17 protein-coding genes are annotated in these 14,660 nt (G+C 63.9%); 9 read left to right on the top strand and 8 right to left on the bottom strand.

The window, feature by feature from the left end; translation table 11 throughout:
- Nucleotides 1-517 (top strand): DUF1501 domain-containing protein (locus CQ14_RS31185; RefSeq protein WP_156435639.1); only part of this gene is annotated, 517 nt, incomplete at its 5' end.
- Nucleotides 518-595: 78 nt separating this feature from the next.
- The gene (locus CQ14_RS31180) at nucleotides 596-958 is read left to right on the top strand and encodes an endonuclease domain-containing protein (protein ID WP_057861635.1); all 363 of its coding nucleotides are present in this window, start codon (nucleotides 596-598) and stop codon (nucleotides 956-958) included.
- A 154-nt stretch (nucleotides 959-1,112) separates the two neighbouring features.
- On the opposite strand, the gene CQ14_RS31175 is transcribed toward CQ14_RS31180, so the two are convergent.
- The 4 genes from CQ14_RS31175 to CQ14_RS31160 all read right to left on the bottom strand — a co-directional run bounded on the left by CQ14_RS31175 (nucleotide 1,113) and on the right by CQ14_RS31160 (nucleotide 4,335).
- The gene (locus tag CQ14_RS31175; protein ID WP_057861634.1) at nucleotides 1,113-2,051 is read right to left on the bottom strand and encodes an aldo/keto reductase; all 939 of its coding nucleotides are present in this window, start codon (nucleotides 2,049-2,051) and stop codon (nucleotides 1,113-1,115) included.
- A 292-nt stretch (nucleotides 2,052-2,343) separates the two neighbouring features.
- Entirely contained in the window at nucleotides 2,344-2,733 is a 390-nt protein-coding gene (locus tag CQ14_RS31170) for a hypothetical protein (protein ID WP_057861633.1), read from the bottom strand.
- Nucleotides 2,734-2,765: 32 nt separating this feature from the next.
- The gene (locus CQ14_RS31165; protein WP_057861632.1) at nucleotides 2,766-3,227 is read right to left on the bottom strand and encodes a GNAT family N-acetyltransferase; all 462 of its coding nucleotides are present in this window, start codon (nucleotides 3,225-3,227) and stop codon (nucleotides 2,766-2,768) included.
- 295 nt (nucleotides 3,228-3,522) lie between these two features.
- The gene (locus CQ14_RS31160) at nucleotides 3,523-4,335 is read right to left on the bottom strand and encodes a PAS-domain containing protein (protein WP_057861631.1); all 813 of its coding nucleotides are present in this window, start codon (nucleotides 4,333-4,335) and stop codon (nucleotides 3,523-3,525) included.
- 201 nt (nucleotides 4,336-4,536) lie between these two features.
- On the opposite strand from CQ14_RS31160, the gene CQ14_RS31155 reads away from it, so the two are divergent.
- Together CQ14_RS31155 and CQ14_RS31150 are read left to right on the top strand one after the other, a co-directional pair.
- Nucleotides 4,537-4,890 (top strand): DMT family protein, encoded by a 354-nt coding sequence (locus tag CQ14_RS31155; RefSeq protein WP_057839829.1) that lies wholly within the window; start codon nucleotides 4,537-4,539, stop codon nucleotides 4,888-4,890.
- A 119-nt stretch (nucleotides 4,891-5,009) separates the two neighbouring features.
- The gene (locus tag CQ14_RS31150) at nucleotides 5,010-6,296 is read left to right on the top strand and encodes a M20/M25/M40 family metallo-hydrolase (protein ID WP_057861642.1); all 1,287 of its coding nucleotides are present in this window, start codon (nucleotides 5,010-5,012) and stop codon (nucleotides 6,294-6,296) included.
- A 192-nt stretch (nucleotides 6,297-6,488) separates the two neighbouring features.
- Here CQ14_RS31150 and CQ14_RS31145 read toward each other — a convergent pair whose 3' ends face one another.
- The 4 genes from CQ14_RS31145 to CQ14_RS31135 form a co-directional block, all read right to left on the bottom strand.
- Complete coding sequence (locus CQ14_RS31145) at nucleotides 6,489-7,649, bottom strand: PQQ-dependent sugar dehydrogenase (protein ID WP_057861630.1); 1,161 nt, start codon at nucleotides 7,647-7,649, stop codon at nucleotides 6,489-6,491.
- Between the two features lie 86 nt (nucleotides 7,650-7,735).
- Nucleotides 7,736-7,909, bottom strand: a complete 174-nt coding sequence (locus tag CQ14_RS44895) for a hypothetical protein (protein ID WP_199805657.1) — start codon at nucleotides 7,907-7,909, stop codon at nucleotides 7,736-7,738.
- Nucleotides 7,910-8,107: 198 nt separating this feature from the next.
- Entirely contained in the window at nucleotides 8,108-8,761 is a 654-nt protein-coding gene (locus CQ14_RS31140; RefSeq protein ID WP_057861629.1) for a glutathione S-transferase family protein, read from the bottom strand.
- A gap of 200 nt (nucleotides 8,762-8,961) precedes the next feature.
- Entirely contained in the window at nucleotides 8,962-10,215 is a 1,254-nt protein-coding gene (locus tag CQ14_RS31135; RefSeq protein ID WP_057861628.1) for a glycosyltransferase family 87 protein, read from the bottom strand.
- 190 nt (nucleotides 10,216-10,405) lie between these two features.
- On the opposite strand from CQ14_RS31135, the gene CQ14_RS31130 reads away from it, so the two are divergent.
- From CQ14_RS31130 to CQ14_RS31110, 5 genes are all read left to right on the top strand, one after another.
- The gene (locus CQ14_RS31130; RefSeq protein ID WP_057861641.1) at nucleotides 10,406-11,608 is read left to right on the top strand and encodes a pyridoxal phosphate-dependent aminotransferase; all 1,203 of its coding nucleotides are present in this window, start codon (nucleotides 10,406-10,408) and stop codon (nucleotides 11,606-11,608) included.
- A gap of 238 nt (nucleotides 11,609-11,846) precedes the next feature.
- Complete coding sequence (locus tag CQ14_RS31125) at nucleotides 11,847-12,362, top strand: DUF992 domain-containing protein (protein WP_057861627.1); 516 nt, start codon at nucleotides 11,847-11,849, stop codon at nucleotides 12,360-12,362.
- Between the two features lie 146 nt (nucleotides 12,363-12,508).
- A complete protein-coding gene (locus tag CQ14_RS31120; protein WP_057861626.1) occupies nucleotides 12,509-12,991 on the top strand; it encodes a DUF992 domain-containing protein in 483 nt (160 codons plus the stop codon).
- Between the two features lie 92 nt (nucleotides 12,992-13,083).
- Entirely contained in the window at nucleotides 13,084-13,962 is an 879-nt protein-coding gene (locus tag CQ14_RS31115) for a class I SAM-dependent methyltransferase (protein ID WP_057861625.1), read from the top strand.
- A complete protein-coding gene (locus CQ14_RS31110; RefSeq protein WP_057861624.1) occupies nucleotides 13,955-14,575 on the top strand; it encodes a TetR/AcrR family transcriptional regulator in 621 nt (206 codons plus the stop codon). The genes CQ14_RS31115 and CQ14_RS31110 overlap by 8 nt, the downstream gene beginning before the upstream one ends.
- Nucleotides 14,576-14,660: the final 85 nt, after the last annotated feature.

Raw genomic sequence — 14,660 nt, 5'->3', positions numbered from 1 at the left:
CGTGGCCGCGATGCGGCTGGCGGCGCGCGGCGCGGCGCGGCTGATGGCGGCTGACACCGGTCCGCGGATCGGCGCGCTCGCCTTCGATGGCTGGGACACCCACGCCAATGAAGGCGGGCCGGTGGGGCGGTTGGCGCAACTGCTCGGCGGTCTCGATGGCGCACTCGCCGAATTCGAAACCGGGATGGGACCACGCTGGAGCGGCACCGTGATCGTCGTCGCCACCGAATTCGGCCGCACCGCGCGCATCAACGGCACGCAGGGAACGGATCACGGCACCGGCACGGTGGCGCTGCTCGCCGGCGGCGCAGTGAAGGGCGGCCGCGTGATCGCGGACTGGCCGGGATTGAAGCCGGGCAGCCTCTATCAGGGACGCGATCTCGCGCCGACCACCGATTTGCGCGCGGTGATGAAGGGCGTGCTGAAGGACCAGTTCGGACTGGCGGACAAGGTGCTGGCGGAGGCGGTGTTTCCGGACAGCGCGGCGGTGAAGCCGATGCAGGGATTGGTGGGGTGAGTTCTTAACCTCTCCCCGCTCTTCTGCGGGGAGAGGTCGGATCGCATCGCAGATGCGATCCGGGTGAGGGGCAGGGCAATGCGTGGCCGCAATGAAAAGACCATCCGAATCGCAAGGCGATTGCGCGTCAATCAAACAGACGCAGAAACAGTCCTCTGGAATCGCATCCGCAACCGGCAAATCGCCGGGCACAAGTTCGCAAGGCAAGTTCCGATCGCCGGCTATATCTGCGACTTCGTTTGCCGCGAACTGAGTTTGATCGTTGAAGTGGACGGCGGGCAGCACAGTGCATCGACCGCCGACGCAATTCGCGATTGTCGCTTGGCTGATGATGGCTACAAGGTGCTTCGTTTCTGGAATAATGAGGTGCTCGGTAATATCGACGGCGTTCTGACAACACTTCAAGCCGAGCTCTCGGATCGAGCCGCTCGCTCCTCTTAACCTCGCCCCGCTTGCGGGGAGAGGTCGGATTGCGGAGCAATCCGGGTGAGGGGGTACAGGTCTCACGTCGTTCGCAGCTCGCGGAGATAGCCCCTCACCCCGAGCCTCTCCCCGTGAAGAACGGGGAGAGGGGGCGGAGAGAGCCGTTTCCGCTCTACTTCGTAATCTCGTCCACTTCCGCTATCTCGTCCGCGCTCAGCGTCCAGCCGATCGCCTTGACGTTCTGCTCGACCTGTTCGACGCGGGTGGCGCCGGCGATGACGCTTGAGACCTGGGGGCGGTGGGCGAGCCAGGAGAAGGCGAGTTCGAGCATGGTGTGGCCGCGCGCTTGCGCGAACGCCTGCAGCTTTTCGACGATGTCCTCGTTGCGCGCCGTGACGTAGCGGTCCTTCAGCGCGGGCGCCTTGGCGAAGCGGGTGTCGGTGGGGGCGGCGGCGCCGCGCTTGTATTTGCCGGTCAAAAGCCCGCTGGCCAGCGGGAAGAACGGCAGCAGGCCAAGCTTGTATTCCTGAGCTGCCGGCAGCAGATCCTTTTCGATGCCGCGCACCACGAGGCTGTATTCGTCCTGGCAGGAGACGAAGCGGCTGACGTTCATCTGCCGCGCCAGCATTTCCGCTTCCGCGATGCGCCAGGCCGGAAAGTTCGAATTGCCGATGTAGCGGACCTTGCCCTGGCGGACGAGATCGTCGAGCGCGCGCAGCGTCTCTTCCATCGGCGTCAACGGATCGTAATCGTGCTGCTGGTAGAGATCGATGTAGTCGGTCTTCAGCCGCGTCAGGCTGGCCTCGACCGCGGACATGATGTAGCGGCGCGAGGCGCCCTGCTTGGTGCCGTCGGTCGCCATCGGCTTTGCGTACTTCGTCGCCAGCACGATGTCCTTGCGGCGGTCGCCGAGCACGGTGCCGAGCACCGTCTCGGAGCCGCCCATGCCGGCATAGATGTCGGCGGTGTCGAACAGCGTGATGCCGAGGTCGATCGCCTTGTGGATCACCTTGCGCGAGGTCTCCAGATCGGTGCGCTGGCCAAAGTTGTTGCAGCCGAGGCCGACGGCGGAAACGCGCAGGCCGGAGCCGCCGAGATTGCGAATTTGCATGGATCGATCCTGTGGGAAGGGCGCGGGAGGGGCGCATTGTGGCCCGCACGGCCTCGACCCGCAAGCAGCGGCGTGACCTGCGCTCGCGCTTGGCAGCCATGCAGCACAAAAAGAGGCGGCCCCGGTCAGACGCGGCGACTGACGGGGACCGCTGGGGCGCGTGATCTGAGACGGGGGGCCTGATCAGACGCAGGCGCAACCTATCCGTGCTTTGTTACGCGCGCGTGACACCGGGACTTATCCACAGGGTGCCACGCAACGCGTATCGCGAGCAGCGACACAACAGGCAAGCTCAATAAACCGCAAGCAGAGTGCTTGTATACGTCGGAATGCATTTTAGCGGCGTGGTCGCAACCCAATTTCCCGGCAGGATCAGGAGCGAGAGGAAGATGCTGCCAGATACAATCGTGAATCTCCGATCGGGCCGATCCGAAAGCTGTCGGCCGAGGAGATATGTCACTAGCAGCAGGACTGCGGCCGGCCAGACCAACGATCCAAAAGCCTCCACGTATCGGGATCTTACATCCGCCACGAACCCTCCAACGAACCAGCCGAACCCATAGACGAATCCAAACAAGAGATTCGTCGGCCTTTGAATCGGCCCAACAGCAGAAAGCATCGGCAGAAACATGCCAATGAAGGCCGAGATCAAGGCGACGGCCCCGCTGATCAGGTAATTCATGTATTTCACAGATGCGGTATCGCGTTGGGGCGTCAAAGCATCTTGCGATACACCACGAAGCCGGAGCGGTCCGCGACCTTGTCGTAAAGCTGCATCGCGGTGTGGTTGGTTTCGTGCGTCTGCCAATAGACGCGCGATGCGCCGGCGAGTTTTGCCTGTTCGTAGACGCCATTGATGAGCGCGCGGCCGACGCCCTTGACGCGCGATTCCGGACTGGTGAACAGATCCTGCAGATAGCAGTTCGGCTCGATCATGGTCGTGGAGCGGTGAAACAGGTAGTGCGTCAGCCCGAGCAGCTCGCCGCCGCGCTCGGCGACCAGCGCGTGCACCGGCTCATAGGCGTCGAAGAAGCGCGCCCAGGTCATCGCCGTGATCTCGGGTGCCAGCGCAGTCGGGCCCGAGCGGCCGTAGAAGGCGTTGTAGCCGTCCCATAGCGGCAGCCATTGCGCGTAGTCCTGACGGGTGACGAAGCGGATGATGAGGTCGCCGGACATTGAGCGATTTCCGTTGTGGTGGGAGGGCAGCGTCGCGAACGCGCGTTGAGACTCCTTACTACAGGCGGGGAGGGAACCGATCAACTTTTGCGGGCGCGCTCGATGCGCTCCCTCTCCCCGTTCTTTACGGGGAGAGGGGTGGGGTGAGGGGCTGCCTCCGCGAGTCGCGTACGTGGTGAGACCTGTACCCCCTCACCCGGATTGCACCGGACGATGCTTCGCATCGCCGAGGCAATCCGACCTCTCCCCGCAAGCGGGGCGAGGTTTAAGGAGAGCCGCCCGCGTTGGAGCGCTTCTACTCCGCAGCGCCGAGCTGCTGGGCAAGGTTGCGATAGCTGCCGCGTAACGTGCGATAGTACTCCGCGCTGCCGGGATCGTCGGTGTGGCGGACGAGGTCGGTGATCGGCGTATAGCTCAGCATGCGTCCACCATCGGGCAGTGCGGTGCAGATGAAGCGCAACACCTCTCCGTCCACGAGTTCGATGTTGATCGGCGTGGAATCGCCGGTGCGGATCATCTCGGTGCGCTTGGCGATGAAGGCGCTGAGTTCGTCCTCGGGCAGTTGCCAGGCGCCGGTGTCGCGGCCGTGATACATCAGCGCAATGAAGGGCGGCTTGCTGTCGGCCTGTTCGTCGGACAGCTTGAAGTAACTGCGGAAGGCGCGGTTGATGAATTCGGCGCGGGTGTCGGAATCGAGCAGCACGATGCCGATGTCGACCTGGTCGAGCGCGGCCGACAGGCGGTCCGCGGTGGCGTGGTGCTTCTTCTCCCACGCGAATGCATCGACCCATTTCTGCCTCAGCAGCCCGGTGATCAGCGCGGTGCCGCCGGCGGTTACCGCGAGCAGCAGCATGCGCGCCAGGTCCGACATGTCGTAACCGGGGGCGGCGCGATGGTTGAGGAAGAACAGCGCGGAAGACACTACCGCGATGACCGCGCTGGCAAGACCCGAGACGATACCACTGATAGAGGCGGCAAAGGCGACGATGCAGACGAACAGCGGCGCGGGATTGGGGACCGCCACGACATGTCGGTCGACGAGGAAGGCGATCAACGCCGCCGCCGTTGTAAGAGCCGGACCGGAGATTGCGCGCCAGTTGAACTGCATGCCGTTCTCGTCACTTGCCGGGAATATGACGCAAGCATGCCTGATTGTTGCGATTGTGCACGCCTTTCTGCCGCCAGTCCTAAGAGGGCGTTGCGGGAATGCGTCGAGCTTTCGTATTTTTGAAATCAAATGATATCGAGTTAGGGAACGGGGTACCGCACCGCTCGATTGAGCCACACGACATTTTGCAAGAGGACATCGATGCCCACTGTTTCGCCGACGCTGCTGCCGATCCTGATGCTGTTTGCCTCCAACGTCTTCATGACCTTCGCCTGGTACGGCCATCTGAAATTCAAGGAAAGCGCGCTACCGACGGTGGTGCTGGTGAGCTGGGGGATCGCCTTCGTCGAATATTGGCTGGCGGTGCCGGCCAATCGCTGGGGCAGCGCGGTGTATTCAGCAGCCCAGCTCAAGACCATCCAGGAGGTGATCACGCTGGTGGTGTTCGCCGCCTTCTCGGTGCTCTACCTGAAAGAGCCGCTGGGGTGGAATCACGCGCTCGGCTTTCTCTTCATCGCCATCGGCGCGTTTCTGATCTTTCACAAATGGGCGTGAGCGCTCTTGTATGGAGTATACGGAACAAGGCTGTTGGACAGGGGTTGTAGCCTGCCCGCCACGATGCTTCAGTGCTGCATTATCAACTTCCTGCTTCCAACCTCACGGACCGCCGCGCCATGCCCCGACCGCACGCTGCCTTGTCCTTTGTTCGTCCATTGATCGCATCGCTCGCGCTGGCATTTGCCGCCGTGGCGCACGCCGCGCCGGTGGCCGATGTCCACGCACTGGCGCAGAAGGAGCAGCAGCCGCTGCTCGATACGCTGCGTGATCTCGTGCAGATCGAATCCGGCAGCGGCGACATCGAAGGCCTGAACCGGCTCGCCGAGCGCATTGCCGGCCAGCTCAAGCAACTCGGCGGAACCGTGGAGGTCCTGCAGCCCAGCGACATCTACCGCCTCGACGACACGCCCGAGAAAGTGGGCCCGGCCGTGCACGCCGTTTTCAAGGGCACGGGTAGCGCGAAGATCATGCTGATCGCGCACATGGATACGGTATACCTCAAGGGCATGCTGAAGGATCAGCCGTTCCGCATCGATGGCGACAAGGCCTATGGCCTCGGCATTGCCGACGACAAGCAGGGCATCGCCCTCATCATCCACGCCGTGGCCATGCTGCAGAAGCTGAACTTCAAGGAGTATGGCGAGCTCACGGTGCTGATCAATGGCGACGAGGAGATCTCTTCGCCCGGCTGGCGCAGCACCATCACGCGTCTCGCCGCCGAGCAGGACGCCGTGTTCTCGTTCGAAGGCGGCGGCACCGACGGCGCGCTGCGGCTTGCCACCAGCGGCATCGGCTCGGCCTATCTCACGGTGCATGGCAAGGCGTCGCATGCGGGCTCCCGGCCCGAAGGCGGCGTCAATGCGCTGTACGAGCTGTCGCATCAGCTCTTGCAGATGAAGGAACTGTCCAGGCCCGAGCAGGGCCTGAAGCTGAACTGGACCGTCGCCAAGGCCGGCACCAACCGCAACGTCATTCCGGCCGAAGCCACGGCGCAGGCCGATGCGCGCGCGCTCAAGGTGGCGGATTTCGCCGGGCTCGAGAAGGCGCTGCAGGACAAGATCAAGACGAAGCTGCTGCCCGACTCCAGGGTGGATCTCAAATTCGAGGTGCGCCGGCCGCCGCTCGAGGCCACCGACGCTTCGCGCCGTGTCACCGATCACGGCAAGACGATCTATCGGGAACTCGGCATGTCGCTCAACGTGGCCGAGAAGGCCACCGGCGGCGGCACTGACGCGGCGTTCGCCGGCCTCAAGGCGAAGGGCGCGGTGGTCGAAGGCATGGGCCTGTCGAGCTTCGGCGCGCACTCCAACGATGCCGAATATGTGAAGGTCGACACCATCGTGCCGCGCCTCTATCTCGCCACGCGCATGATCATGGATCTGTCGAGCGGCAAGCTGAAGTAAGCGGTATCCACTTGGCTCTGATGCGGGCCTGAGAGAGTGTGAAGCTATGTCCACCCGTCATTGCGAGCCAACGCGTCGCGCGAATGCGCGCCCGATGACAGGCTCAGCGGAGCAATCCATCTATCCCTGTGCTGAGACGTGGATTGCTTCGCTGCGCTCGCAATGACGCGGATAGAGTCCACGGACACAAAATCATTTAGCGGCCGGCGTCACCCTCAGGACGCGTCCGTTCGAGCTGTCTGTGAGTAGCCACAGCGCGCCGTCCGGTCCCTGGCGGACGTCACGGATGCGCTCGTGCAGGTTCTGTAAAAGCCGCTCCTCCGACGCCACCGTGTTGCCGTTCAGCGTCAGCCGCACCAGCATCGTGCCGCGCAGCGCGCCCAAAAACAGGCTGCCGTTCCATTTCGGAAACAGCTTTCCGGTGTAGAAGGCCATGCCTGACGGCGCGATCGACGGTACCCAGTATTTCAGCGGCTGCTCCATGCCGTCCTTGGCTGTCGCGTCGTGGATCTTCGCGCCGGAATAATCGATGCCGTAGCCGATCACCGGCCAGCCGTAATTCTTGCCCTTGCCGGCGACATTGACTTCGTCGCCGCCACGCGGGCCATGCTCGATTTCCCAGGGCTCGCCAGTCGCCGGATTGATCGCAAGCGCCTGCACGTTGCGGTGCCCGTAACTCCAGATTTCCGGCTTGGCACCGGCGCGGCCGGCAAATGGATTGCCCGACGGCACCGAACCATCCGGCGCGATCCGGACGATCTTGCCGAGGTGATTGCCGAGGTTTTGCGCCTCGTCGCGATAGGTGAAGTGATCGCCGAGCGCCACGAACAGATTGCCGTCATCGGCCTGCGCGATGCGGCAACCATAGTGATTGCCTGACGACAGCGGCCCCTGCTGGCGGAAGATGATCTTGACCTCGTCGAGGCGGCCATTGCCGTCGTTCAGTTTAGCGCGCGCGGCCGTGGTACGTCCGCCGCCCTCGCTTCGTTCGGCGTAACAGAAATAGATGGTCTTGTTCTGCGCAAAGGATTTGTCGGTGACGACATCGAGCAGGCCGCCCTGGCCGGAGGCCCACGCCTCGGGCACGCCCTTGAGCGGCGGCGAGATTTGCCCTTCGGCGGTGACGAGGCGCATGCGGCCGGGGCGCTCGGTCACCAGCATCTTCCCATCCGGCAGGAACGCCAGCGCCCAGGGATTGACGAGGCCCCGTGCGACGGTCCGCACCTCGAGCTCGCCGGCAGAGGAACCGAACGCCTGCTCCTGGCCGCGCGTGCTGGTGGCGATCAGGAACGAGACCGCCAGCAGGATCGCTACCGCCAGCGCGACGGTGACAAGGCCAACAGGTGTCTTCATGCGAGTCCAATCGCGATGTCGATCATCGCGCGTTCGCCAATGTCATCGCGCGTTCGCTAATGATGCAAACAAAAAAGCCGCAACCATTAAGGAAAGGGCATCGCGACGGTGGCCTTGATCGACAGCACCGTCAGCGTGACCATGAGGCAAAGCGATAGCGTGCCGATTGCGAGCGAAGTAGCGATCGCTCCAAGCAATCGGGAAGAAGCAACGGGCGCACGGCGGCTTTCGAAGCCGACCGTGCCAGGCGACCGAACCATGGTCCAAATCCTCGCAGTGCGGGGCGAATCACCCCGCGATGTCAGGAAAACCTTGCAACGATCACCGGCAACAATGCGGCGATCGGCCGTTTGAAAATGGCAGAATAGCGGCAAAGGTTAATCTTATACCCGCTATTGTTAACTTTTGGCGCTCCGCTCGCGCGAAAGTGAGGGGGCCTGCTGCCGGCCTGGCGGCGGTCAAGCGCCGGCGACGATGCCGGCCTGGTCGTCGACCTCGCTCTCGGGCCGCCAGTCCATGGTGACGAAGCCCGGGGTCTGTTCGACCCGCCGCAGCCAGGCGCGGATGGCCGGGAAAGTGGCGAGGTCGTAGTCGCAGCGGTCGGCGACATGGGTGTAGCCGTACAGCGCGATATCGGCGACCGTGAGCTGCCCGGCGGCGAAATAGGCGCGGGTCTTGAGGTGGTTTTCCATCACCTGCAGCGCGGCATAGCCGCGCTCCATCCAGTCCTCCAGCGCATGCGTCTGCAGGTCGCGGCCGCCCTTGACCAGCGACAGCCAGAAATAGGCGGCGCCGATATTGGGCTCCAGCGCGTGCTGCTCGAAGAACATCCATTGCAGCGCTTCGGCGCGCTCGACCCGCGACTCCGGCGCCAGCGATGTGCCGCCGCAGACATACCAGAGGATGGCGTTGGACTCGGCGAGGTAGCGGCCTTCGGCGACTTCCAGCAGCGGCACCTGTCCGCTGGGATTCTTCTCCAGAAAATCCGGCGTGCGGCTTTCGCCGCGGAGAATGTCGACTTCGATGGCCTCGTACGGCGCGTTGAGCAGCGCCAGCGCAAGGCGGACCTTGTAGCTGTTGCCGGAGCGTTGCATCGAATAGAGCTTGTACATCGTCCTGGATTTCACTCCGATCGAGAAAGCACGCACGCAGCAGTTGCGCGCCTGCGCCTCAGCGGTTCGCACCGCAACGCGGCCAAAGAATGATGCCGATATCACCGCGTCGCAAGTCCCGCGGAATGGAAAAAGTCGAAAACCTCTACTGCACTGCACGCGCGCAGCATGTTTTCATCAACACGGCGGAACAACAAAGATCACGCTTGCGCGACGCGGGGCGCGCCAAGCGCATGGCTGGCGCGATCGAGGGCCGCGCGCCGCAAGACAAGTGCACAGAAGGCCAGCTCCGCGAACAGGCCCAGGGGGATGTAGCTGACACCTGCGATGCTGCGCGATAGCAGCGGTGCGATCCAGACAAACGCGAGCAGGCTGATCTCAAAGTCGCCGAAGCGCGCATCCGGTCTTGCCGCGACGAAGAAGGCGAGCGCCGGCGCAAGCAGCATCAGGTCGTAGTCAAGGATGTGCGGGGAGGCGAGCGCGGTGGCGGCGATCAGGAGCGCCGCCTTGATGGCGTGATCGCGGCCTGCATGCCAGACCCACGCGGTGGCGGCGACCGTGAGCACGGACACCGCTGTTTGCGCCATGTAGGCTGACGTCACGCCGCCGCCCCACAGCCTGATTGCGGCAAACGTGCTCTGCAGTTTCTCGAAGCCGACATTGCCTTCTTCCAGCAGCAGCTTGCGCGAGACCTCGGTGGAAGCGAAGAACGCGGTCCAGGCATCGACCCCGAACAAGGCGGCGGATGCGCCGGCGAGAACGATCACGGTGACGCCCGCGGAAAAAAACGCGCGCCATTGTCCGCCGGCCACCAGCGCCAGGGGAATGACGAGCGCGAACTGCGGCTTGTAGGACAGAAGGCCAAACAGGACGCCGGCGACAAGCGGTCGTCGCGGTAGCGCGACCAACGCCGCACCCAGCAAGGCGGCGCTTAGAAAGCCGTTCTGCCCGTGGCCGAGATTGATGAAGACGGCGGGAAAGGCGACGGCCACCGCCAGCCACAGTCGGCCGATCGCGCCGTGCTGCTGCCGCGCCGGCCGCAGGATCGCGCCGATCACGCCGAGGTAGAATGCGAACGTAAGGCCCTGCCATACGGCAAGCGCCAGCGCGTAGGGCAAAAGCGCCAGCGGCGCGGCCACGAGGAAAAAGCTCGGCGGATAGAGCCAGCCGTAGAACGGCGTATCGGGCCCGAACAATTGGCGCTCACGGGCGTGATGCAGGGCCATGTTGTAGACGTCGGCCGCTCGCCCCTCCAGCGCCAGCGCGCCGGCCGTGTAGAAGCTGGAGAAGTCGGTGCCGATCGGCTTGCCGTTACGGTCGACCAGGTCATGCGACAGCGCGATCCAGCCGACGATGGCCAGGCCGGCGAGGGCGAGCAGGATCAGGCAATAGGCGCGGACGCGCGAAGCCGTGAGCCATTCGCCGGACCGCAGCGCTTGCCAGATATGAGCCATTTTACCGCGGAACTTTACGAATATTGCGCCGTATTGCTCCGACCGTACCGAGCCCGCTTTAACGTTCCCTAAAGTTTGGCCGTTTCCGGCCAAGCTTCTTGCGATGCAGCGCCGAGCGCCGTAGGGTGCGCCGTTCCCATCAAAAAGAGTCGTGAATTTCAGAAGTCACGACGTTTGCCAGGAGATGATGATGCCCTTCCTGTCCGCCTCGCTCGCCCGTGTGAAGCCGTCCGCGACGATCGCGGTCACGGACAAAGCGCGCGCGCTGAAAGCGGCGGGCCGCAACGTCATCGGCCTTGGCGCCGGCGAGCCGGATTTCGACACGCCCGCCAACATCAAGCTGGCGGCGATCCACGCCATCGAGGCCGGCAAGACCAAGTACACCGACGTCGGCGGCATTCCCGAGCTGAAGGAAGCCATCATCGCCAAGTTCCAGCGCGAGAACGGCCTGACCTACAAGCCAAACCAGATCATCGTCGGCACCGGCGGCAAGCAGGTGCTCTACAACGCGCTGATGGCGACGCTGAACCCCGGCGACGAGGTCATCATTCCCGCGCCGTACTGGGTCAGCTATCCCGAGATGGTGGCGCTGGCCGGCGGCGAGTCGGTGCCGGTGGTGTGCCCCGCCTCCAGCGGCTTCAAGCTGCGCCCCGACGATCTGGAAAAGGCGATCACGCCGAAGACCAAATGGATCATCCTGTGCTCGCCGTCGAACCCGACTGGCGCTGCCTATACGCGCACGGAATTGAAGGCGATCACCGACGTGCTGGTGAAGCACCCGCATGTCTGGGTGATGACCGACGACATGTACGAGCACCTCGTCTATGACGACTTCCAGTTCGCAACGCCCGCGCAGGTCGAGCCGAAACTGTATGAGCGCACGCTGACGGTGAACGGCGTGTCGAAGGCCTATTGCATGACCGGCTGGCGCATCGGCTATGCCGGCGGCCCGGCCGACCTGATCAAGGCGATGGCGACGATCCAGTCGCAGTCGACCTCGAACCCGTCGTCGATCGCGCAGTGGGCGTCGGTGGAGGCGTTGAACGGTCCGCAGGACTTCATCCCCGTGCACAACAAGGTGTTCAAGGAGCGCCGCGATCTCGTGGTGTCGATGCTCAATCAGGCCAAAGGCATCGAATGCCCGCGGCCGGAAGGCGCGTTCTACGTCTATCCGTCCTGCGCCGGCACCATCGGCAAGACCTCGCCCTCGGGCAAGGTGATCGCCAATGACGAGGACTTCGTCACGGAGCTTCTGGAGAGCGAAGGCGTCGCCGTCGTGCAGGGCTCGGCGTTCGGCCTCGGCCCGGCGTTCCGCATCTCCTACGCGACCAAAACCTCCGACCTCGAAGACGCCTGCAAACGCATCCAGCGCTTCTGCGGCAATCTGCGATAAAGAAGCGTTTTGCAAACCAAGCCGTTCCGCACTCAATGCGGGACGGCTTTTTTATTTCGCGTGAAGAAAACGCGTCAGAAAAAACGTGTCACGTCACGTCGCGCGCAAACCTCGCGATATTTTGATCGCTTCTTATCAAAGCGCCATGTTTCTTGAGGAAGCGCCATGTTTTCGACACGGCGCTTCCATCCTGTCCGCTCCGCTAAATTTGTTTATCAACATGCGGAGACTGGGACTCATGCGACTGCTGACACTAACTATCGCCACGCTCGGATTGCTCGCGCCGATCGCAAGCGCCAACGCGGCGCCACCGGTTCGCGCCGGCATCCTGCAATGCCAGGGCGGCCAGAATGTCGGCTTTGTCGTCGGCTCGGTGACCAGCCTCGAATGCGTGTTCCGCAGCGAAGGCCGCCGGCCTGAACCCTATATCGCCAAGGTGCAGCGCATCGGTCTCGATCTCGGCATCACCGAGCAGACGCAGTTGCAGTGGGCCGTCAATGCGCCGAACAGCCGGCTCGGCCGCGGCGAACTCGCCGGCAGCTACGGCGGCGTCGGCGCCAACGTATCGATCGGCATCGGCGGCGGCGGCAACTTCCTGGTGGGCGGTCCCGCCAACGCCTACGCGCTGCAGCCGATCAGCCTGCAGGGCCAGACCGGGCTCAACGTCACCGCAGGGATCGCCGGCCTCGAACTGCAGCCGTTCAACGGCAACGGCCCGCGCCGGCACGCTCGCCGGCATCACCGCCGCGGCTGAGGATATGCGTTTAAGGAAAAGGCCCGCGCAAGCGGGCCTTTTTTGTTGGATTGATTGAATTGTGGCATAGAACGGCGAGCGCCGCGGGCACGGCCTTGTTCTTGATTCTCTGCTCGCATCACAGTTTTTCAGCCGGAGATTACTTCATGCGTCGTTCTCTCATTCTCGTCGGTGCCGTCCTTGCGATGTGGAGCGCTTCGATCGGCGGCGCCAATGCGCAGCAGGCACAGCGTGTGCAGGTCGGTGTGCTGGAGTGCCGCGGCGGCGCCAGTGTCGGGTTCATCGTCGGCTCCGTCACCAATCTCGGCTGCGTGCTGCGCGCCGAAGGGATGCCGGAGGACCGCTACATCGCCACCATCCGTAAAGTGGGGCTCGATCTCGGCATCACCCAGGAATCGGCGCTGGCCTGGGGCGTGTTCGCGCCGGTCGCGCGGCTCGGGCCGGGCGGCCTGTCCGGCGATTATGTCGGCGCGCAGGGCAGTGCCACGCTCGGCGTCGGCGTCGGCGGCAACGTTCTGGTCGGCGGCTCCGCCAATTCGATCGCGCTGCAACCCCTGAGCGTGCAGGGCCAGGTCGGCGTCAGCGTTGCTGCCGGACTGGAAGCCCTGGAACTGCGGCCGGGACGCTGAATTAACCGCACTTCATTTGATTAAGGGTCGTCTTGACCTCAGTGGCGATCGGCCTTAAAAAGAATAAACGTTCTTTTTGAGGAGGTCGCGAAATGCTGCAACATCAGCCGAGCCGGACCGCCGAATACATGGCCATGTTCCGGGCATCGGAGCATGCGAAAGGTGCCGGGCGGCGTGTGTTCACCGATCCGCTGGCCGTCGCGCTGCTGCCGGGAAGCTTGCGGCTGCCGGCCAGGCTGCTCGCGCTACGTCCGGTGGGCGGAATGCTGACCCGCTACATCGATAGGCAGTGGCCGGGCGCGCGAACCTCCGGCATTGCCCGCACGCGGCTGATCGACGACTGGATCGAGCAATCGACCGGACAGGCCGAGCAGGTCGTGCTGCTCGGTGCGGGCTTCGACACGCGGGCCTGGCGGCTTGCCGCGCTGGACTCCGTGAAGATTTTTGAAGTGGATCACCCCGCAACCGCAAAGGTGAAACGGGAGCGATTGCAGGCTGCCGGCGCCGATCTGGACCGGGTGACCTTCGTCGCCGTCGATTTCGAAATCGATGATTTCGAACAGCGCCTGCACGATGCCGGCTTCGATCCGGCGCGGCGCACGATCGTCGTGTGGGAAGGCGTCAGCCAGTATCTGACCGGCGAGGCGGTCTGCGGCGTGATGCGTTGGGCAGGCCGGCTTGCGCCAGGCAGCCGGTTCATCTTCACCTATGTGCATGAGGGCGCGATCGACGGCAGCGTCGCGTTCGACGGCGCAGACAAGGTCATCGCCAAGGTCGACGTCTCAGGCGAACCCTGGCGCTTCGGCTTGTTGCCCGGCGAATTGCCGGAGTTCCTGCGCGAGCGCGGGCTGCGACTGGTGAGCGATCTCGGCGCCGATCAATACCGGGAGCGCGTCATGGGGGAGGCCAGCCGCCACATGCACGGCTACGGCTTCTATCACACGGTGCTTGCGGAAGTCGGCGATGCCTAGGATATCGGCGGCGCGTGCCAACGAGCAGCGTGGACGCATCCTCGATGCCGCGCTGACATGCTTTGCGCGCGAAGGCTTTCATGCCGCGACCGTGCAGGACATCGTCGAGGAGTCTGGCTTAAGTCCCGGCGCGATCTACGGATACTTCAAAGGCAAGACTGAGATTGCGATGGCGATCGCTGCCGAACGTCACGCCATGGAACGCCAACGCATGGAATCTGCGCTGGCCGCACCTGATATCGATACCAGCCTGCGGCAGCTTGTCGAAGGCTTCGTGCTCGAACTGCGCAATCCCAACGAAAGGCGATGGCGTCATCTGGCCGTGCAGCTTTGGGCGGAGAGCCTTTCCAATCCACGATTGAAGCGCGAGGCGCTTGCGGGGGTTTCACAGGCCGTGGACGTGCTGTCGCCGATGATCGCGCAGGCGCAACGACAGGGGCGCTGGCCAAAGCATCTCGATCCGGCGTCGGCCGCCCGCGTCATGGTCGCGACCCTGCAGGGCATTTCGCTGCAGCTTGCCTGGGACGAGCGCGTCGATATCGAGCGCTTCGCCGTCGCGCTGCGGATCATGCTCGATCCCGGCGCGGACGGATCGGGCGCAGCGACCGGCTGAGCGCGAATTCCTTTTCCGCGCATATCGCAAGCGCTCACCCGGGCTGCTTGCTAGCCGCTCCCTCTGGCGCGGGCTAGCATGAATC

It is taken from the genome of Bradyrhizobium lablabi, from assembly GCF_001440475.1.
In the GTDB taxonomy this organism is placed as follows: domain Bacteria; phylum Pseudomonadota; class Alphaproteobacteria; order Rhizobiales; family Xanthobacteraceae; genus Bradyrhizobium; species Bradyrhizobium lablabi.
This window is presented reverse-complemented; position numbering and strand designations above follow the sequence as displayed.